Genomic DNA, 19,565 nt, shown 5'->3' on the forward strand with positions numbered 1-19,565 from the left:
TCGTATTGACCGCACCCGGTCATTGACCGTCGGCCTCAACGGCCCCGAGTGGCGCTGTGCGCTCACCGCCGAACGGGCCGCGCGCGCTGGGTGACGTCAAGACGGCCTACCAGCGCGCGGCGCCGAGGACGACCCGATGACCCGCGCGGTCGGCGCCCTCAGCCTCCTCGCCGACCGCGTCGCCGCCGTGGAGTCCGCCATCACTCACGCCATTGACGGATCAGCTTAATGATCATGAATACTGGGGCCCATGGTGTGGTTCGCTGACTTCGACACGCGCGGCTATCGGATGGTGGACGTACGGACCGGCTATGGGCAGTGGGTCAGCACGTACGAGGAGACGGTCGAGGACGTCATGGACCTCGCGCTGCTCGACCGGCTCACCGAGCCCTCCTGGGAGACGGCGCGGCGCGCCGTCGACCTGGGATGCGGCACCGGCCGGACGGCCGCCTGGCTGCGGCGGCACGGCGTGACCGCCATCGACGGGGTCGACCTCACCCCTGAGATGCTCGCGGTCGCGCGGTCGAAGGGCGGGCACGACCGGCTGTTCGAGGCCGACGTGACGGCGACCGGGCTCGACGGCGGCGCGTACGACCTGGTCATCGCGTCGCTCATCGACGAGCACCTGGCCGACCTGACGCCGTTCTACGCCGAGGCCTGGCGCCTGGCGGAGCCGGGCGCGCTGTGCGTGATCGTGGCCTTCCACCCGCACTTCATCATGGCGTCGGGGATGCCGACCCACTTCACGAGCGCGTCGGGCGAGCCGATCGCGATCACCACGCACGTCCACCTGCTGAGCGACCACGTCATGGCCGGCGTCACGTCCGGCTGGCGTCTCGTCGAGATGCGGGAGGGCGTCATCGACGACCGGTGGCTCGCGGTCAAGCCCAAGTGGGAGCGCTACCGCAACCACCCGATCTCCGCCGTCCTGGTCTGGCGCAAAGGCGCCTGACGGGGTCTCCCGCGCCCCGGCTCAGGACTCGTCGGGATTTTCCAGCCGGAAGAAGTTGCTCGGTGAGCCGTCCGCCTTGTGCTCCTGGTAGATGAAGTTGAGCTCGCGTTCGTCGAAGGTCCGGAACCAGTCGTCCCAGGAGATCTCCTGCAGGTCCTGTCCTCCGTAGCCGGGGAAGTCGAGCAGCAGACGCCCCGACCTGCCCTCGTACTCACTCCCGGGCGGCGACGCAGGGTGGGCGCCCCGTTCCTCGGCCCAGTGCCGGATCACGTCGTGGTCGGTGGTCACCAGGCTCTTCCCAGGGCGTTCCTCGTGCTGTTCGGGCGAGGTGATCTTCTGTTCGTATTTGTGCTCGCCCCTGATCGGGTGCCCTGACTCAGGCATCGTCGTGCCTCTCTTCCCCGTGGTCCCGGCGTTCGCACGGACGGACGGGTCCGCTCACATCATCCCGCGTCGCGGGGTCGGCCTGCCGGGCTGCATCGGCATCTCCTGGTGCCGCCGGTGCGACATCATCCCGATCGCGACCGCACCGAGCCCGAACAGGGTGATAAGGGCGCCAGTGAGAACGTTGTTGATGATGGTCGACGTGGTGGCCCTGGATCCGCTGATCACCCATGGGGCGACGATCGTCCACAGGCCGATGAGCGGCACCACCCAGGCGAGGCCGTGGGTGCGCCCGTACGCCGAGGCGAACAGGAGCGCCAGGAGCGTCACCGCTATGCCGGTGATCAGGTTGTTCACGGTCAGCGTTGAGGTACGGCCGTGGAAGTTCACCACCCACGGTGAGATTGCCAGGTACAGGCCGCTCAGGAAGGTCAGGCCATCGAGCATGTGGGCGGAGGTCGTCTCTGCTGCGCGGTCATACCTCGCGCGAAGCGCAGCTATGTCGGGATGTTCCTCGATGCCGGGCATGGGGCGCGCGGACACGTGACCCACCACCTTTCTTTTTGAGTGAATCAGTCGCTATTTCGGCTTTTTCCCGCTGGCACAACGGCAACTCCGTTCGAACGCAACGGTTTCGTCAAATCGGGTGATCTTTACCTGTTGACCGCAGGGCCTGCTGACCGGGGGGTTTATCGGCGCGTCAGCGGGGATGGCGTCGTGGCGACCGGCGGCCGCTGCCCCGCACGTTCAGCCGCGGCTACGACGGCGTGGAAGAGCCGTACGACGCGATCCGCGCCACCGGGCGTACTACGGGGCCGAGGCCCTGGCCGTCAACGCGGGCGTCGGCGTCTCCGGGCCGTAAGGAATCGCTCGCCATGGCGGCGCAGGGCCGGACCGTCAGTGGTTGAGGTAGCAGGCGAAGAGGGTCTCGCGCGGGTGGGTGCCGCACCGGTACAGACGCCGCGTGGCCGGCCGCACCCTGGCGGCGGGTGAGTGTGGGCGGGATGCGGGGCCGGGAGGCCGGCCCCGCATCCCGCGGATCAGAGCGTGATCTCGACGGGGAGCGTTTCGGTGTAGTGGAGGCGGCCGAAGTACGTCACGCGGACCAGGGCCCACCAGGAGCCCGGCCGGGCGGCGCGGGCCGCGTGGAGGCGGAACGGGACGACGGTCTCGGCGCCCGGCGCCACCTCGAAGCCCGCCGTCCACGGGGTGATCAGGACGTCGGCACCCGGGCCCCAGGTGCCGTACGGGCTGATCAGCTGCGCCTCGCCGCGGATCGGCGCGGCGGCGGAGTTGCGCAGCCGTACGGCGATCTCGCCGTCGTCGCCCGGCCGGAGCAGGGCAGCGGACGAGGTCGTCTCGACGCGCAGCGGTTCGCCCGCCGGGGCCGCGCCGACCTGGACGGTGACGACGTCCTCGATGAGCTGTCCCAGGTCGTCGCGGATGCGGGCGCCCACGAAGTAGGTGCCCGCCGTGTCCGGCGCGTCGACGGTCAGCTCGTACTCGGCGAACTCGCCGGGCGCGAGCCGGTAGTCCAGGGCCGGGCCGGTGACGGTGAGGCCGTCCGGCACGTCCAGTTCGACGCGTCCGGACGCCTCCCGGCCCGAGGCGGCGACGGTGAGGCGGACCCGTCCGGGACCGTCGAGCCGTTGCGGGGACAGGTGCACCGCGACCGGGAGGTTGCCGACGGGGGCGGGGCCCTTGTTGTGCAACCAGTAGCGGCCGAACACCGGCTGGGCCGGTTCCGCGTGCGGGCCCAGGACGGTGACTCCGGTGACCGTGTCGGCGGCTTCGGTCGCTGTGCCGGGGGCCGGGCGCAGGCGGACGGTGGCGACGTCGGCGGCGCCCAGGGGGATCTCGGCGGTCCCGTCCACCGGGGCCGCCTGGCCGCCGGACTCCAGCAGGTCGGTGCGGGACGCGTCCGTGACCCCGGTGAACAGGCCGATCCGCGCCGTCGCCGGGCGGCCGGCGGCCTCGTACACGCGGACGGTGACCCCGTCGGCGGGGTCGGCGTCGCCGGGCAACGCCGCGGCGAGGGGGTCGCCGGCCGGCTTGAGCGCGGACAGCAGCACGTTCGCCGGCTCGACCGTCACCAGGCCGTCGCGGGGAGCGGGCACGCCGGAATGGGCGGCCGTGGGCCTCGCCAGGACTTCATGGTTGTACTCCTGCCCGGCGCGGACGAAGCCGGCGGCCCGCCAGTCGCCCGCTCCGGCCGTCAGGGAGTAGCCGAAGGTGTGGTTCCAGTGCTGCCAGGACAGGCTCGACCCGTCGGGCGCCGTGCGCAGCGGGCCGTCGACCCATACTCCGCTGGGCCACGTGCTGCAGGAGCGCATCAGGTTGAGGTACACCCGGCCCTCCGGCGTCGTGACGGTGCCCGGCAGGCCGGCGTTGAGCAGCGCCACCGACCGGCCGGCGTACGGCGCGTCGGACCCGTCCAGTCCGGCCGGGCGCCGTACGTCGATCGTCGCGTCGCCGAGGTCGGCGCACAGGCCGGCGACGTCACCGGCGACGATCAGCACGGGCAGGTCCCGTACGCCGCGCACGTCCGCGTCCGGGACCCAGATCTCGGCGAGCGGGCGGGCGGCGGGCACGAACACCCGGCCGTGCTCGGCCAGCGCCGCGGCGTAGGCCGGATCGGCGGCGGCCAGGACCTCGGCGGCGAAGGCGTTCTCCTCTGGGCCGCCGAGGACGATCCGGGCGTCGGGGAGGTTGGAGTCGACGTCGAGCGCGCCGTAGCGGGGGCCGTCCGGGCGGCCGAACGTCGCGGTCACGCCCTGCGCGGCCAGCGCGGTCAGCACCGCACGGGCGGGCTCGCCCTCGTCGGTGCCGATCACCTCGGCCACCCCGACGGCGTGCTCCTCCCGGGAGCCGTCGTCGCCGGTCAGCGCGACGCGCACGGTCGCGCTCAGCGCCGTCCAGGTGTGCGCCGGGTTGTCCAGCGTCCACAGGCTCTCGGCGGCGTCCGCGTCGGGGAACCCGAAGGGCCGGCCGATCGCGGCGAAGCCCACCTCGGCGACGGGCCGGCCGCCGGGGACGTCCAGGTCGAAGCCCACGCGCAGCAGGTGGTCCTGGCCGATCGAGCCGCCGACGTGGGTGCGGAAGTCCACCCGGTCGACGCCGTCCCACAGCAGGACCTCACCGGTGATCGTCAGCCCGTCGAGGGTCGTCTCGGTGACGATCCGTCGGCCGACCGGGCACTCCTCGACCCGCACGGACGCGGGGCGGGCGCCGGTGCCGTGCCCGGGGCCGGCCGGCAGCAGGTGCCACGGGCCCTCGCCCCACGTGGGGTGCGTGGGGTGCTCCTCCTGGAGGTACAGCTCGCCGCCCAGCCCGCCCGGCCGGATCAGCTCGTCGCCGGTCCGCAGGTCGCGGATCGAGGTGAGGGCGCCGCCGCGGGCCGGATCGGCGGTCACCGCGAACGCCGCGTTGCCCGCCTCGGCGCCGTCGGCCGGCGTCCAGCCCGAAGGCAGGTCGTCGGCGTCGACGACGTGGTAGACGCGGTAGCCCAGCGAGGGCACCGCGCGGGCGAGGAAGGTCAGCGTGACCTCCTCGACGCCCCCGCCCGCCGCGGTCCGTACGCCCTCGGCGAGGCAGGGGACCGGCTCGCCCGCGTCGTCGACGAGGCGCAGACCGGGGCGCGGCTCCTCGAACGTGAGCCGGACGGTGGTGATGCCGTCGCGCGCCCAGGACAGGGTGTTCGCCACGATCACCGGCCGGCCCGGGCCCGTCGTGTCGGCCCGTGCCGCGAGGTGGTCGAGGGCGGCCGCGCGGACGGTGTCGCCCAGCTCGTACGCCTCCCGCCACCCGGCGAGCAGGTCGACGTACACCTGGTCGGACTCACTGCCGGTGATCGCGTCGTGGTGGGCGCCGTACGCGAGCAGCCGCCAGGCCTTGTCGACGGCCTCGGCCGGGTAGGTCGCGCCGGTCAGCGCGGCGAGCGTGGCGAGGCGTTCGGCGTCGAGCACCGCGACCTCGGCGACCCGCTGCGCCTGCTTCGTGTCGATGTAGGAGACGTCCTTGCCGGTGTAGACCGGGTTCATGTCGCGGGTCTGCGGCACCGGCACGGCGCGGCGTTCGCCCAGCTCCTCGCGTACGGCGGCGAAGAACTCCTTGGGCAGGCCGACGACGAAGCGCGGCCAGACGTAGCGCTTGTTCCAGTCCCGGTGCACCTCGGTGCTCCACCGGGACGGGATCACGTGGTCGCCGCCCACCGGCAGCAGGACGTTGCGGGTGGCCGCGACCGGGCGCAGCTCACTGAACTGGCCGTACGCCAGCTCCGTGGCCTCCTCGAGCGTGCGGGCCTGCTCCTCCATCACCCAGCCCGCGCTGTAGTGGTTGGCCATGTACGCGGTCAGCAGGCCCCGCCCGCTCGGGGAGATCCACTCGAACTCGGCGGGGAACTGCATCCGCTCGTTGTCGCCGACGTGGCGGTTCGGGCCCCACATGTGGAACGGGCCACGCGCCCAGGCCGAGGAGGTGAGCCCGGCGTCGGCCATCAGCCCCGGATAGGCCGGGTCGTGCCCGAACACGTCGAGCATCCACGCCGAGCGCGGGTCGCCGCCGACCACGTCGCGCTGGTACCCGATGCCGTAGACGGCGTTGCGGATGGTGGACTCGGGGTGGGTGAGGTTGGTGTTCGGCTCGTTGTAGTTGCCGCCGACGATCTCGATCCGGTCCTCGTCGAGGAACCGCCGCAGGTCCGCGCGGTCCTCCGGAAAGACGTCCCAGTACGGCTTGAGGTAGTCGACCTCGGCGAGCACGAACTTGTAGTCCTCGTCGCGCCGGGCCGCGTCCAGGTGGGCGCGGACCAGGTCCAGCGCCGTCCTGACGGTCGACGGCCGGCGCTCCTCGGCGGCGGGCAGGTCGTAGTAGGTCGCGGTGAACCCGGCCTGGCTGTTCCACCACACCGGGTCGTAGTGGAAGTGGGAGACCATCCACATGGTCCAGCCGGTGACCGCGGCGACGATCTCGCCGTCGAGGGTCGCGCGGTCCTCGCCCGGCGTCTCGGCGACGGCGGTGACGCGGCGGACGGCGCCCTCGGTGACGGGCTCGGCGAGGCGTACCCCGACCTCGGCGACCAGGGTCTCGCCGGGGTCCAGGCGGGTGACGACGGTGGGTTCGGGGGTGCTCACGGCCGGGCCGGTGAGCGAGACCCGGATCTCGGTCAGGGGGGAGTCGGCCCCGGTCAGCGTCACACGGACGATCTGTCGGGGATGCGACGTCGAGCCGGCGAACAGGTCGGTCGACTCGATGGCGGCGATGCGCATGAAGGCTTCCCTCCGGCTCAGCCCTTGACGGCGCCCTGCATCGCGAACGCGTTGCCCAGCGTGCGCTGGGCGACGGTGTAGAGCAGGACGACGGGCAGCGAGTACAGGATCGAGAACGCGGCCAGCAGGCCGTACGAGGCCATGCCGTTGAGACCGAAGTACTGGTAGATCGCGACCGAGGCGGGCTGCTTGCCCGGATCGATCAGCAGGATGAACGGGACGAAGAAGTTCCCCCAGGTCAGCGTGAAGGTGAACGTGAACACCACGGTCGTTCCCGGGACCATGAGCGGCAACACGATCCGCACCAGGGCCCGCAGACCGTTCGCGCCGTCCACCCAGGCCGCCTCCTCCAGGGAGATCGGCACCTCGTCCATGAAGTTCTTCATCATCCAGATCGCCATCGGCAGCCCGGTGGCGGTGAGGAACAGGATGGTGGCGGGGATCGAGTCGAGCAGGTCGAGCTGGACGAACAGCCCGTACACCGGAACCATGATCGCCGTGACCGGCAGCCCGGTGGCGAACAGCAGGCCCAGCAGGACCGGCCGGCCGAACCTGCGGCCGTAGCGCGACAACGGGTACGCGGCCGGCGCGGCGAGCACGAGCGTGAGCAGCGCCGAGCCCAGCGACAGCACGAGGCTGTTGGCCAGCGAGTGCAGGTTGTCCCCGGTGAGGACGTCGACGAAGTTGCGCAGCGTCGGCGCGTCGGGGATGGACGTGTCCGTCGTCGGGGTGGTGGAGACCGAGGCCAGGAACAGCCAGCCGAACGGCGCGAGGAAGGCCAGCGCCACGAGGGCCAGCACGACGTAGGCGGCGACCGCGGCGGTGCGCCGTCCGGGCGCGGTGGGGGAGGCGAGCGCCACCTCACACCTCCTTCCGCATGGCCCGCAGGTACACCAGCGAGAACACGGCGCCCACGGCCAGCAGCACGATCGCCAGCGCGGCGCCGTAGCCCAGGTGGTAGAACTTGAACGCCTGCTGGTACATGAAGATCGGCAGGGTCTGGCTCTTGGTCCCGGGGCCGCCGCCCGTCATGACGAAGATCAACGTGAACACCGCCAGCGTCTGCAGCGTGATCGTCATCAGGTTGGTGAGCATGGATCGCCGGATCAGCGGCAGGGTGATGTGCCGCAGCCGCGCCCAACCGGACGCGCCGTCCACCGCGGCGGCCTCGATCAGCTCGTCCGGCACGTTCGACAGCGCGGCCGAGTAGACGAGCATCGAGAACGCCGTGCCGCGCCACACGTTCGCGATCGTCACCGCCGCGAGGGGATTGCTGAACAGCCAGCTCCCGCCGTGCAGGCCGACCGCGCGCAGGATGGCGTTGAACGTGCCGTGGTCGGACAGGAACGCGTACCACATGAACCCCGCGACCAGCTCCGGCAGCACCCACGCGCCCACCACGATGCCGCCCACCACGGCGCGGACGATCCGGTGCCGGCCGTTCATGAGCAGGGCGAGCGCGAGGCCGCCGAGGTTCTGCCCGATGACGGCCGAGCCGAGGACGAAGACGACCGTCAGCCACAGGGACTTGGCGAACGCCGGGTCGGCGAACATCTCCCGGTAGTTGCGCAGCCCGACCAGGTGCGGGCTGCTGGCGCCCGCGCCGGTCAGCGCGATGTCGGTGAACGACGCGTAGACGCACCACAGGATCGGCCCGACGAAGAACAGCGCGAGCAGGCCGAAGGCGGGCACCAGCGGCAGCGCCCGGCCGACGGCCCGCCGCCCGCGCCGGGCGGGCGGGCGGCGGGTGACGGTGCGCTCGGGCAGGCCCACGGCCACCATCAGGGCGTCGTCCCTTCCACGAGGAAGCGCGTACGGGCCATCAGGACTTCGCCTCCACCTTGTCCGGCCCGGCGATCTGCTTGACCTGGCCGGCGAAGTCGTTCATCGCCGACTGGGGCGAGGACTGGCCGGTCACCACCGCCTCGCTGGCGGCCTGCAGCTGGTTGGAGATCTGCGGGTAGACGTTGTACGCGGGCCGGTACTGGGTGACGGACACCAGGTCGGTGAAGAACCGCTGGGTCGGGTTGCCCTCGAGGTACTTCGGGTCCGCCACGACGTCCTTGCGCACCGACACCTGCGTCGCCTTGATGTAGAAGAACAGCGAGTTCTCCTTGTTCAGGGCGAGCTGCACGAGCTTCCAGGCGGCCGACGGGTTCTTGGTGCGGGCGCCGACCGACAGCAGCCAGCCGCCGGACAGCGACACCTTGCCGGGCGCCTGGCCGTTCTGCGTGGGCATGGCCGCGGTGCCGAGCGTGCTGGACCACTGCGGCCAGGCGTTCGCCCCGCCGGGGATCCACGCCTGCGGCAGCCAGGAGCCGTCGAGGGCGATGGCGAGCTTGCCCTGCGGCAGCTCCTGCCCGCCGACGTTGTCGCTCCAGTGCGGGTCGAGCGCCTGCTGCTGCGTGGGGCCGAGCCCGGAGGAGTAGACCGTCTTGAGGAAGTCGAAGGCCGCGCCCATGCCCTTACTCGGCACGACCCACTTCTTGGCCTGGTCGTCGTACAGCTTGTCGTCGGTGCCGTACAGCAGCATCTCGAAGCCCTGCATGGAGGACGCCTCGCCGACGCCCTTGCCCGCGTAGACGTTGAGCGGGATCACGCCGGGGACCTTGGCCTTGATCTGCCGGGCGGCGGCGAGGATGTCGTTCCAGGTCTTCGGCTGCCAGTTCGCCGGGAGCCCGGCCTTGGCGAAGATCTGCTTGTTGAACCAGAGGCCGCGGGTGTCGGTGCCCATCGGAACGCCGTACGTGTGGCCGTCGGCCGCCTTGCCCGCGACCTTGGCCGCGTCGACGAACTGCGACCAGTCCGGCCAGGACTGGAGGTTGGCGTCGAGCGGCATGAGGAAGCGCGCCTCGGCGTCGGAGTTCACGAAGAAGGTGTCCTCGTAGGCGACGTCGGGGGCGGTCTTCGGGGACCGCCGCATGAGGTTGAGCTTCGTGTAGTAGGAGTTCTCGTCCGCCTCGATCGGGATGAGCTTGAGCTTGATACCGGGGTTCTGCTGCTCGAAGACGGGCTTGATCTTCTTGAACAGCTCGTCCGCGCCGATGAAGTTGCCGAACTTCTGGTACGCGACCTTGATCGTTTTGCTGTCCGAGGATCCTCCGCCGCAGGCGCTCGCCGACGCCGCGACCATGACCGCCGTCATCACCAGTGCCGATTTACGACGCATGTGCGCTCCCTCCGAAGGGATTTGCCACTGTGCTGTGGCAAATGTGGAAGCTGGAGCGTTCCACGTCAAGAGGTACGAGCGAATGGGTTACGAACGCGTTACGTGAACGGCGTCGGACTCGCGCCGGACGGCGGGCTCCGCGGCGAGGCGTCCGATTCGGGCCCGTACCGGGCGGCCAGGCGTCTGGTTCAGGCGCGGACGACGGGCAGGCCGGTGATCGCGCTGATCCGGTCGGCGGCCAGCGCGACGCCCGCCGCCGGGCTCCACCGCCGGGTCAGCACGCCCTCCAGCAGCGCCTGGAGCTGCGCGGAGACCAGGGCGTACACCGGAGCCGACGGCCGTACGACCGCGTGATCGAGCAGCGCCGCCGTCTGGGCGTGGAACGGCGACACCGGCGCCATGGCGTCCAGCACGCTGCGGCGCGGCGGGAGCTGGCCGGTCTCCGCGCACACCTCCGCCAGGCGGTCCGGCGCCGTGGCCGCGCGCAGCAGCCGCATCGCCAGGTGGGGGTTCCGCGCCTGGCGGGGGATGCAGTAGACCATCCCGCCGCACAGGATCGCCGGCGGCCCGTGCGGGCCCGCGGGCAGCGGGACGAACCCGAACCGCTCGCCGACCTCGGGCAGCGCGGTGCCGGTCTCTTCGGCGATCAGCTCGGCGTGGTAGCTCGCGCCCACGAACAGGTCCGCGCGCCCGGCCGCCAGCAGCCGGGCCGCCCTGTGCCGGTCGTAGGTCACCACCTCGGCGGGCAGTACGCCGTCGTCGACGAGTCGCCGCAGGAACCGCAGCGTCTCCACGGCGGCGGGGGAGTCGAGCGTCACCGCCTCGGCGGTGAAGATCGTCGCGCCGTTCGCGGCGAGCAGTCCGACCAGCGCGTACGTGGCGGTCTCCGTCGCGGCCGGGCCGCCGGGCATGACCAGGGCGTGCCGGTCGCGGGGCAGGCCGGCCGCGAGCGTGCGCCCCAGGGCGCGCAGCTCCCGCCAGGTGGTCGGCGGGGCGACCCCGGCGGCCGCCAGGGCCTCGCGGCGGTACCACAGGCCGGTGACGTCCGCCTGGGCCTGGACGGCGACGATGTCGTCGCCGTCCAGGCGGTACGCGTCGGCGAACGGCGGCAGGAAGTCGGCGTCGTGCTCGGCCGCGACCCACTCGGGGTCCAGCTCGCCGATCGGCGTGAGCATGTGCGACTCGGCGAACTCCGCCACCCACACGGAGTCGACGAGCGCCAGGTCCGGGCCCCGGCCCTCGGCGATCGCCCGGCGGAACATCGTCCGCAGCTCGCTCAGCGGCGCCGAGGTGATCGACAGCCGCAGGTCCTTGCCGGCCGCCTCCCGCAGTTGGCCGGCCCAGGCCTGGTCGCAGGTCATCACCGAGACCTCCGGAGCCGCGCGCAGCGCCCGCATCCACTCCGGGTTCACGAACGTGCCGCGCCGCCGGTGCCGTACCACGACCCCCTCGGCCGCCAGCTCCGACAGCGCCCGCGCGACCGGCGTACGGCTCAGGCCGTACGCCGCGCACAGGGCGTGCTCGGTGGGCAGCCTGCCGTCCATGCCGTAGTGACCGCTCTCGATGTCGGCGAGAAGGCGCCGCTTCAGGCGGTAGTAGGCGGGCAGTGGCTGCTGCGCGATGTCCATGGACGTCCTCGGTCGGTGATCAGGCCCAGCATATTTGTCGTCCACAGACGACAAATACCTGTGCGCGGCCGTTCTGACCATGGGCCACCGGCGGCCGAAGGGCGCGGTGACCGCTGGATCGTCTGTGGCCGAAGATGGGACCATGAACTCACCGCAGGACAAAACGCACGCCGAGACCAGGACCGTTCACCCGCCCGTCGTCGAGGTGGAGGGGAGTCGCCCGGTCGGCGTGCCGATCTACCAGGGTCACCTGTTCGCCTTCGACGACGCGGACGCGATGGCCGAGGCGTTCGGCGGTCCCGAGGGCGCGTTCTTCTACAGCCGGCTCGGCAACCCGACCGTACGGGTGCTGGAAGAGGCGGTCGCCGACCTCGAGGGCGGGGCCGCGGGACTCGCCGCGGCGTCCGGGATGGGCGCCATCAACGCGGTGCTGCTCGCGCTGCTCGGCTCGGGCGACCACGTCATCGCCCAGGGCTGCCTCTACGGCGCCACGATCGCGATGCTCGACGACCTCGCCGCGCGCTGGGGCGTCGAGGTGACGTACGTCGCCGGTTCCGACCCCGAGCAGGTCCGCGCGGCGCTGCGTCCGAACACGCGCGTGCTCTACCTGGAGACGATCGCGAACCCGACCACCCAGGTCGTCGACCTGCCCGCGCTGATCGCCGTGGCGAAGGACGCGGGCGTGCTCAGCGTGGTCGACAACACCTTCGCGAGCCCGATCCTGTGCCGTCCGATCTCCCACGGCGCGGACGTCGTGGTCCACTCGGCCACCAAGTACCTCGGCGGGCACTCGGACGTGCTCGGCGGCGTGGCGGTGTTCGCCACCGAGGAACTGCACCGGAAGGTCTGGCACTACGCCGCCGAACTCGGCGCCTCCGCCGACCCGTTCGTGTCGTGGCTGACCGTACGGGGGATGCAGACCCTGGCCCTGCGGATGCGGCGGCACTGCGACAACGCCCTCGACCTGGCCGGCCGGCTCGCGGGCCATCCCGCCGTGGCGTCCGTCCGGTATCCGGGCCTGCCGGACCACCCGGATCACGAGGTCGCGGTCCGCCTGATGCCCGAAGGCCAGGGCGGCGTGCTGGCCTTCGACCTGGCCGGCGGGCGCGAGGCGGGGCGGATCTTCGCGGGAGCGGTGCGGCTGGCGGCCCTCACCCCCTCGTTCGGCGGCGTGAAGACGTACGTCCTGCACCCGGCGAGCACCTCGCACCGGCAGCTCGGTGACGAGCAGCTCCGGACGGCGGGCATCGGCCCCGGCACGATCCGGGTCGCGGTCGGCATCGAGCACTCCGACGACCTGTGGGCGGATCTCGAACAGGCCCTCGCCAAGGCCGGTTAGGCACGGCCGTCACCGGCCGCGACCCGGGCGGCCCGGCATCGAGCGGATCTTCGGGTCAATCCCCGCGTCGCCGCCCTGAACTGCGGGAATGGCGGCCTGTCGGTGCTTCGGCGGCGGATACGCGGGTACCCGAGGGGCATGCGCACTGTCGGGGGGAGCACCGACCGGATCGTGGTGATCGGCGCGGGTCTGTCCGGGTTGTCCGCTGCGCTGCACCTGGCAGGGCAGGGCCGTGAGGTCATCGTCGTCGAGCGCTGCGACGGACCCGGCGGGCGGGTCGGCCGCCGCGATGTCGGCGGCTACCTGACGGACACCGGGCCCAGTTGGCTGACCATGCCCGGCATCATCGAGGACACCCTCGCGACGGTCGGCGCTTCGATGGACGACCGGCTGCCGATGGTGCGGCTCGACCCCGCCTACCGGGCCCACTTCGCCGACGGGACCGTACTCGACGTCCACGCAGACGAGGACGCGATGGCCGAGGAGATCCGCGGCTTCGCGGGGCCGAGGGAGGAGGCCGGCTTCCGGCGGCTCCGGCACTGGCTCGTCCAGTTGTACGAGGCGGAGTTCGAGCGGTTCATCGCCGCCAACGTCGACTCGCCGCTCCGGGTGCTGGGGCCGAGACTGGTGCACCTGACGCTGATGGGCGGCTTCATCCGGTGGGACCGCCTGGTCGCCCGGTACATCCGCGACGAACGGCTGCAGCGGATCTTCACGTATCCGACGCTCTTCGGCGGCCTGGCGCCCCACCGGGCCTTCGCGATCTACGCCGTGGCCGCCTACATGGACATCGTCGGCGGCGTCTTCTTCCCGTACGGCGGGATGCGCGCCCTGCCGGACGCGTTGGCGGGCGCGGCGGCGGACGCCGGGGTCTCCTTCCGCTACGCCACGACCGTCGTCTCGCTGGAGCGCCGGGGCGGCCGCGTCACCGCGGTCCGCACCGAGGAGGGCGAACGGATCGCCTGCGACGCGATCGTGATCAGTTGCGAGTTGCCGGCGGCCTACCGGTTGCTGGGCGGCCCCCCGCACCGCGTCCTGTCGCTGAGACCCGCGTCCTCGGTGATCACACTGCACATGGCCGCGCCCAGCACGTGGGCGGGGACCCTGCACCACAATCTGCTCTTCGGGCAGGCGTGGGAGAGCGGCTACGACGATCTGACCAGCGGCCGCCGGCTGATGCGCGACCCGTCACTCCTGCTGACCCGGCCGACCGCCACGGACCGCTCCCTCGCCCCGCCCGGGCGGCAGTTGCTGTCCCTCCTGGTCCCGGTACCGAATCTGGCCGACCTGCCCGTCGACTGGAACGACCTCGGGCCCGAGTACGCCCGTCGGATGCTCGACATCGTGGCGGGCCGGCTCGGCTTCGCGCCGAGCACCGTCGACCTGCTCCACCTGACCACGCCGGCCGACTGGCAAGGGCAGGGCCTGGTCGCCGGCACGCCCTTCAGCCTGGCGCACTCGCTGCCGCAGACGGGGCCGTTCCGGCCCACCAACCTCCCGCGCTCGGCGGACAACGCGGTGCTGGCCGGCTGCGGCACCGTGCCCGGCGTCGGCATCCCCGCGGCGCTGCTGTCCGGCCGGCTCGCGGCCGATCGCGTCACCGGCGTCCCCCGGGAGCGGCGCGGCCTGATCGCCGGCCCGGGAGGCCGCCTCGTCGCCCCCTCCGCGGGCGGACGGCGATGACGGGCCGGACCCGGCACCGGGAGGGGCCGGAGACGGCGGCCGCGCGCCGGGAACTGGACACCGCCGGGATCACCGATCCGCTGCTGCGCGCCTCGTACGGCCGGTGCCGGGCGCTCAACGCACGACACGGGCGGACGTACTTCCTGGCGACGCGGCTGCTCCCGCCGCCCCGGCGGCCGGCGGTGCACGCCCTGTACGGGTTCGCCCGGCACACGGACGACCTGGTCGACGAACCCGGGCCGGAGCACGGACCCGACCGGATCGCCGCGCTGCTGGACGACGTCGCCGCCGCGCTCACCGCGGGGCTGCGGACCGGCCGGAGCGACCATCCGGTGCTGGCCGCCGTCGTGGACACCGCGGGCCGGTACGCCATCGCCGGCGCGCTGTTCACGGCGTTCCTGCGCTCCATGCGGATGGACCTCACCGTCACCGGCTACCCGACCCGGGCGGCCCTGCGCGACTACATGTACGGGTCGGCCGAGGTCATCGGCCTGCAGATGCTGCCCGTGCTCGGCACCGTCTGCGATCCGGCCGAGGCCGTACCGCACGCCACGGCCCTCGGGCGGGCGTTCCAGCTGACCAACTTCCTGCGCGACGTCGGCGAGGATCTCGACCGGGGCCGGGTGTACCTGCCCGCCGACGAACTGGCGGCCTTCGGCGTCGACCGCGAGCTGCTCGCCTGGTGCCGGCGGACCGGCCGCGTCGATCCGCGCGTACGGCGCGCGCTGGCGGACCAGATCGGCCGCACCCGGGCGATCTACCGGCTGGCCCGCCCGGGGATCGCCCTGCTGGACCCGGCCGCGCGGCCCTGCGTCGCCACCGCCTGCGCGCTGTACTCCCACATCCTCGACCGGATCGAGGACCGCGGCCACGACGTCTTCGCGGGCCGGGCCACCGTCGGGGCCGGGCGGCGGCTGACCTACGCGGGGTCCGCGGTGGGTCGTGCCCTGTGGACCCGTGCGGTGCACGCGCCTCCCGCCCGGAGGCGGTGAGGTGGACCACCTGCGCTATCTGCTGCTGCTGGCCGGGTGCCTGGCGGTGACGCTGCCCCTGGAGCTGTCCGGCAGCCGGGTCTACCGGCGCCCGGCCCGGCTGGCGCGGGCCGTGCTGCCCGTCGCGGCCGTCTTCCTCGCCTGGGACGCGGTCGCGATCGCGGCCGGCGTCTGGTGGTACGACCCGCGCTACCTCGTCGGCGTCACGCTGCCGCTGTCGGTGCCGCTGGAGGAGGCGCTGTTCTTCGTCGTCGTGCCCGTCTGCGCGGTGCTCACCCTGGAGACCGTACGGCGGCTGCTCCTCCGGGGCCCGGTCCGGGCACGGACGGAGCGGCGGCGATGACCGATCGAAGCGAGGGAATCGGCAGCACAGTCCCTCTGGTCACTCCTCCGACGAAGGAGGCTCCATGACCGGGCTGGGGTACACGGTGCCGGCGCTCCTGTCGGTCCCCGCCGTCGTCGCCCTCGAACGCTGGTGGCTGCGGACCGGCCTCTTCCGCCGCCCGGCCTACTGGCTGACGATGCTGATCGTCTTCGGCTTCCAGGTCGTCGTCGACGGCAGTCTGACGCGGCTGCCGGCGCCCGTCGTCGGGTACGACCCGCGCGGGATCACCGGGCTGCGCTTCCCCTTCGACATCCCCGTCGAGGACTTCCTGTTCGGGTTCGCCCTCGTCACCGCCACCCTGCTCGCCTGGGAGCGCCGGCGGCCGGACGAGACGGCCGGCCGATGACCGGCGGGCGGCTGCCGCGGAGCGGCGTCCCTGCGGCCTTCGACCGCCACGCGGCGGCGTACGACCGGCTCGTCGGCGCGAACCCCGGGTACCACGCCGACCTGCGCCGCGCCGCCCGCGCGTTCGCCCTGCCGGCGGACGGGGCGGGGGCACGGCTCCTCGACCTCGGCTGCGGCACCGGCGCCTCCACCGCCGCACTCCTGGCGGCCGCTCCCCGGGCCGAGATCGTCGGTGTCGACGCCTCACCCGGGATGCTCGCCCGCGCCCGCGCCAAGCCGTGGCCCGCCACCGTACGGTTCGTCGAGAGCCCGGCCCAGGACCTGGCCGCCGAGGATCTCGGCGGGCCGTTCGACGGCGTCTTCGCCGCCTACCTTCTCCGCAACCTCCCCGCCCGCGACGCGGCGCCGGCGGCGCTGCGCTCCCTGCTGCGTCCCGGGGGAGTCCTCGTCGTCCACGACTACGCCCTGCGCGACGGGCCGCTCGCGCGGCTGGTGTGGCACGCCGTCTGCTGGGGCGTGATCATCCCGGCCGGCCGCCTGCTGGCGGGGGACGCGGGCCTGTACCGCTACCTGTGGCGCAGCGCGCTGGACTTCGACTCCCCGGAGGGGCTCGCCGACCGGCTCCGCCACGCCGGGTTCACCGGCGTCCGGATCCGTACGGCCGGCGGCTGGCAGCGCGGCATCGTGCACACCTTCCGCGCGGAGGCGCCGTGAGCGACCACGGGGATCGCAGGCGGGTGCACCACCCGCCGCCGCCTGGACGCCCGCACGCGGACGGGCTCGCGGAGCGGCCGCGCGTCGTCGTGGTCGGGGGCGGCATCGCGGGGCTGACCGCCGCGACCGCGCTCGCCGAGCGCGGCGTCACCGTCGAGCTGTACGAACGCGAGAACCACCTCGGCGGGCGGGCCGGCGGCTGGACCGAGACGCTGCCCGACGGCACCCGGGTCGGCATGAGCCGTGGCTTTCACGCGTTCTTCCGCCAGTACTACAACCTCCGCGCCCTGCTGCGCCGGACCGATCCGCACCTCGACCGGCTGACGGCGCTGCCGGACTACCCGCTCGTCGACGGGGCGGGGCGGACCGACACGTTTCGCGGCCTGCCCACCGCCCCGCCCTGGAACGCCCTCGCCTTCGCCCTCCGCAGTCCGACCTTCAGGGCCCGGGACCTGCTGCGCCTGAACGCCCGCGCCGCACTCCCGCTCATGAACGTCACCGTGCCCGGCACGTACCGGCGGCTCGATCACCTGGACGCCGCCGCGTTCCTGGCCCGGCTGCGCTTCCCGGCCGCCGCCCGGCACCTGGCGTTCGACGTGTTCTCGCGCAGCTTCTTCGCCCCGCCGGAGCGGCTGTCCGCCGCCGAGCTGGCGGTCATGTTCCACCTGTACTTCCTCGGCTCGGCCGAGGGCCTGCTGTTCGACGTCCCCCGCCGCCCGCTCGCGGACCTGTGGGCGGCGGCGGGCCGTCACCTGGCGCACCTGGGCGCGGAGATCCACACCGGCACCCCGGTCGACGCCGTCCACCCCAGCCCGCACGGTTTCGCCGTGGAGACCCGGCGCCGCGGCCGTCACGCGGACGCGGTCGTCCTGGCCCTCGACGTCCCCGGCCTGCGCGCTCTCGTCGCCGCGTCACCCGGGCTCGGCGACCCGGAATGGCGGGGCCGCGTCGCCGCCCAGGCCACCGCGCCGCCGTACCTCGTCCGCCGCCTGTGGCTCGACCGGCCCGTCGCGGCGGACCGGCCGGCGTTCCTGGCGACCGGCGGGCTCCCGCCGCTGGACAACATCAGCGTGCTGAACCACTACGACGAGGAGGCCGCGTCCTGGGCCCGCGCGACCGGTGGGTCGGTCGTCGAGCTGCACGCGTACGCGGTGACCGCGGCGCGCGAGGCGGCCGCCGCGCGCCTGCTGCGCCGGCTGCACCGGATCTATCCGGAGACCGAAGGCGCCCGGATCGTCGGCGACGTGACCGAGTGGCGGCAGGACTGCCCGCTCTTCGCGCCCGGCACGTTCTCCCGGCGGCCGACCGTGGACGGACCGGTGCCGGGGCTGGTCCTGGCCGGCGACGGCATCCGCGTCGACCTGCCCGTGGCGCTGATGGAACGCGCCGCCACCACCGGCTGGCACGCCGCGAACCGGCTGCTGTCCCGCTGGGGCCTGGCGGGACATCCGCTGACCACCGTCCCGCTGCGCGGCCGCGTGGCCGTGCTCCGACGCCTCGCCGACCTGGCCCCGCGAGCCGGGTGCGGGTCAGGATGTTCCGGTGCGTAGGGCGTAGCGGCGTTCGGCGTAGGCCAGGTCGTCGCGCCACAGTCGTGTCGCCGCGCGGCGCATCATCGGCCGTACCACCGGTGCCGCCAGCCGCGCGACCGCGAACCCGGGGCGCTCCGAGGTGGCGATCGTCGCCTCGATCACCGCGGTGCGCGGGCGGCCGTCCCGGCCGGGCCCGAGCGGAGTCGCGTGCGTCTCGACCACGCTGCCGACGCCTTCACCCTCGACGATGCGCATCACCACCGTACGAGGCTCCGGGCAGGTGAACTCCGCCAGCACCGGCACGCCCAGGCGCGGCCCCGCCCGGTAGGTGACCTCGACCAGGAAGCGGTCCTCCGCCTCCCCGGCGCCGGGCGGCGGGGCGTGCGTCACGCGCAGCCGGGTGAAGGAGTACGGGTGGAACCAGGCGCCGTGCCACGGGTCGAGCCGGTTGGCGACCACGTCCTCCGGCTCGCACACGCCGACCGCCCGGATCACCACGTGCAGGCTGCGCGCCGGCCGGGGCCGGGCGGGCAGCACCGGCAGGGGTGACGGCTCCTCACCCGCCTGGTCGAGCCGGACCCACGCCAGGACGCCGTCGTCGTGGCAGGGCAGCGGCCGCCATCCCGCCCCGCCGTCCGGTGGGAGCCGCAGCCCGTGCCACCGGCACACCAGGTCGCCGCAGACGATCCGGCCGCGGGCCAGCGGCGCGCCCAGGTGCGGACACGCGCCGGGCCCGGCCACCACCGCTCCGGCGCCGTCGCGCCAGGCGACCAGTTCCCTGCCGAGGACGCGGAATCCCCGTGGCCGGTCCGCTCGCACGTCACGGCTGGCCGCGACGGCGAACCAGTTTCCGGAGGATCGCGCCCGCGCCCGCTTCAGCGCCGCCTCGATCACCGCCGCATCGGCCTGGCCGACGGTCGGTTCCTGCTCGGCCCAGCGGGTCTTCGGTCGCGGCCGCACCGGCCACCGCGCCGGCCGTCGTCCCTGGTCATCGCGGCCTGCCACCCGTCCTCCTCCGGCCGAGTCGTCCCCGGCCGTACCTGCCCACGCGGTACCGGGTCCAACCTGGCACTTACTACTCAGTGATAGATGCCTTACTCTGGGTATCGGCGAGTGTGAGCCCGGATGGGGCGGGCAGTAGGGCGTTTCAACGAGGCGGCGGCCGCGACCGCCGG

General features: G+C 73.3%; 16 protein-coding genes. 8 read left to right on the forward strand and 8 right to left on the reverse strand.

Annotated features, from left to right (window positions below; all coding sequences use genetic code 11):
* The first annotated feature begins 250 nt into the window (after window positions 1-250).
* Window positions 251-952, forward strand: a complete 702-nt coding sequence (locus ABD978_RS06315) for a class I SAM-dependent DNA methyltransferase (RefSeq protein ID WP_345349828.1) — start codon at window positions 251-253, stop codon at window positions 950-952.
* Window positions 953-973: 21 nt separating this feature from the next.
* Here ABD978_RS06315 and ABD978_RS06320 read toward each other — a convergent pair whose 3' ends face one another.
* The 7 genes from ABD978_RS06320 to ABD978_RS06350 form a co-directional block, all read right to left on the reverse strand.
* The gene (locus tag ABD978_RS06320; RefSeq protein ID WP_345349831.1) at window positions 974-1,336 is read right to left on the reverse strand and encodes a hypothetical protein; all 363 of its coding nucleotides are present in this window, start codon (window positions 1,334-1,336) and stop codon (window positions 974-976) included.
* Window positions 1,337-1,390: 54 nt separating this feature from the next.
* Window positions 1,391-1,879, reverse strand: a complete 489-nt coding sequence (locus ABD978_RS06325) for an SPW repeat protein (protein ID WP_345349834.1) — start codon at window positions 1,877-1,879, stop codon at window positions 1,391-1,393.
* A 497-nt stretch (window positions 1,880-2,376) separates the two neighbouring features.
* Window positions 2,377-6,603: a glycoside hydrolase family 38 N-terminal domain-containing protein gene (locus ABD978_RS06330; protein WP_345349837.1), complete on the reverse strand. Its 4,227-nt coding sequence runs from the start codon at window positions 6,601-6,603 to the stop codon at window positions 2,377-2,379.
* A gap of 17 nt (window positions 6,604-6,620) precedes the next feature.
* Window positions 6,621-7,463, reverse strand: a complete 843-nt coding sequence (locus ABD978_RS06335; RefSeq protein WP_345349840.1) for a carbohydrate ABC transporter permease — start codon at window positions 7,461-7,463, stop codon at window positions 6,621-6,623.
* A 1-nt stretch (window position 7,464) separates the two neighbouring features.
* Window positions 7,465-8,385: a carbohydrate ABC transporter permease gene (locus tag ABD978_RS06340; protein WP_345349843.1), complete on the reverse strand. Its 921-nt coding sequence runs from the start codon at window positions 8,383-8,385 to the stop codon at window positions 7,465-7,467.
* A gap of 40 nt (window positions 8,386-8,425) precedes the next feature.
* Window positions 8,426-9,772, reverse strand: coding sequence for an extracellular solute-binding protein (locus ABD978_RS06345; protein ID WP_345349846.1), 1,347 nt, complete (start codon window positions 9,770-9,772; stop codon window positions 8,426-8,428).
* 188 nt (window positions 9,773-9,960) lie between these two features.
* Window positions 9,961-11,400, reverse strand: coding sequence for an extracellular solute-binding protein (locus tag ABD978_RS06350; RefSeq protein WP_345349849.1), 1,440 nt, complete (start codon window positions 11,398-11,400; stop codon window positions 9,961-9,963).
* Between the two features lie 142 nt (window positions 11,401-11,542).
* Between ABD978_RS06350 and ABD978_RS06355 the strand changes: the two genes are divergently transcribed.
* The 7 genes from ABD978_RS06355 to ABD978_RS06385 all read left to right on the forward strand — a co-directional run bounded on the left by ABD978_RS06355 (window position 11,543) and on the right by ABD978_RS06385 (window position 18,408).
* Window positions 11,543-12,739, forward strand: coding sequence for a trans-sulfuration enzyme family protein (locus ABD978_RS06355; protein ID WP_345349852.1), 1,197 nt, complete (start codon window positions 11,543-11,545; stop codon window positions 12,737-12,739).
* 138 nt (window positions 12,740-12,877) lie between these two features.
* Window positions 12,878-14,422 (forward strand): phytoene desaturase family protein, encoded by a 1,545-nt coding sequence (gene crtI / locus ABD978_RS06360; RefSeq protein ID WP_345349855.1) that lies wholly within the window; start codon window positions 12,878-12,880, stop codon window positions 14,420-14,422.
* Window positions 14,419-15,414, forward strand: coding sequence for a phytoene/squalene synthase family protein (locus tag ABD978_RS06365; protein ID WP_345349858.1), 996 nt, complete (start codon window positions 14,419-14,421; stop codon window positions 15,412-15,414). Before crtI ends, ABD978_RS06365 begins: the two co-directional genes overlap by 4 nt.
* A gap of 1 nt (window position 15,415) precedes the next feature.
* Entirely contained in the window at window positions 15,416-15,757 is a 342-nt protein-coding gene (locus ABD978_RS06370) for a lycopene cyclase domain-containing protein (protein ID WP_345349861.1), read from the forward strand.
* Between the two features lie 64 nt (window positions 15,758-15,821).
* Window positions 15,822-16,145, forward strand: a complete 324-nt coding sequence (locus ABD978_RS06375; protein ID WP_345349864.1) for a lycopene cyclase domain-containing protein — start codon at window positions 15,822-15,824, stop codon at window positions 16,143-16,145.
* Entirely contained in the window at window positions 16,142-16,858 is a 717-nt protein-coding gene (locus tag ABD978_RS06380; RefSeq protein ID WP_345349867.1) for a class I SAM-dependent methyltransferase, read from the forward strand. The genes ABD978_RS06375 and ABD978_RS06380 overlap by 4 nt, the downstream gene beginning before the upstream one ends.
* Window positions 16,855-18,408, forward strand: a complete 1,554-nt coding sequence (locus tag ABD978_RS06385; protein ID WP_345349870.1) for an FAD-dependent oxidoreductase — start codon at window positions 16,855-16,857, stop codon at window positions 18,406-18,408. The genes ABD978_RS06380 and ABD978_RS06385 overlap by 4 nt, the downstream gene beginning before the upstream one ends.
* Here ABD978_RS06385 and ABD978_RS06390 read toward each other — a convergent pair.
* Complete coding sequence (locus ABD978_RS06390; RefSeq protein WP_345349873.1) at window positions 18,388-19,395, reverse strand: Rieske (2Fe-2S) protein; 1,008 nt, start codon at window positions 19,393-19,395, stop codon at window positions 18,388-18,390. The genes ABD978_RS06385 and ABD978_RS06390 overlap by 21 nt on opposite strands.
* Between the last annotated feature and the right edge of the window lie 170 nt (window positions 19,396-19,565).

Source organism: Actinoallomurus liliacearum (assembly GCF_039542035.1).
GTDB classification, from domain to species: Bacteria; Actinomycetota; Actinomycetes; order Streptosporangiales; family Streptosporangiaceae; genus Actinoallomurus; species Actinoallomurus liliacearum.

Coding starts and splice junctions, on each gene's coding strand:
- ABD978_RS06315 (WP_345349828.1), top strand. CDS start 251: ATGGTGTGGTTCGCTGACTTCGACACGCGCGGCTATCGGATGGTGGAC.
- ABD978_RS06320 (WP_345349831.1), bottom strand. CDS start 1,336: ATGCCTGAGTCAGGGCACCCGATCAGGGGCGAGCACAAATACGAACAG.
- ABD978_RS06330 (WP_345349837.1), bottom strand. CDS start 6,603: ATGCGCATCGCCGCCATCGAGTCGACCGACCTGTTCGCCGGCTCGACG.
- ABD978_RS06340 (WP_345349843.1), bottom strand. CDS start 8,385: ATGGTGGCCGTGGGCCTGCCCGAGCGCACCGTCACCCGCCGCCCGCCC.
- ABD978_RS06345 (WP_345349846.1), bottom strand. CDS start 9,772: ATGCGTCGTAAATCGGCACTGGTGATGACGGCGGTCATGGTCGCGGCG.
- ABD978_RS06350 (WP_345349849.1), bottom strand. CDS start 11,400: ATGGACATCGCGCAGCAGCCACTGCCCGCCTACTACCGCCTGAAGCGG.
- ABD978_RS06355 (WP_345349852.1), top strand. CDS start 11,543: ATGAACTCACCGCAGGACAAAACGCACGCCGAGACCAGGACCGTTCAC.
- crtI (WP_345349855.1), top strand. CDS start 12,878: ATGCGCACTGTCGGGGGGAGCACCGACCGGATCGTGGTGATCGGCGCG.
- ABD978_RS06365 (WP_345349858.1), top strand. CDS start 14,419: ATGACGGGCCGGACCCGGCACCGGGAGGGGCCGGAGACGGCGGCCGCG.
- ABD978_RS06375 (WP_345349864.1), top strand. CDS start 15,822: ATGACCGGGCTGGGGTACACGGTGCCGGCGCTCCTGTCGGTCCCCGCC.
- ABD978_RS06380 (WP_345349867.1), top strand. CDS start 16,142: ATGACCGGCGGGCGGCTGCCGCGGAGCGGCGTCCCTGCGGCCTTCGAC.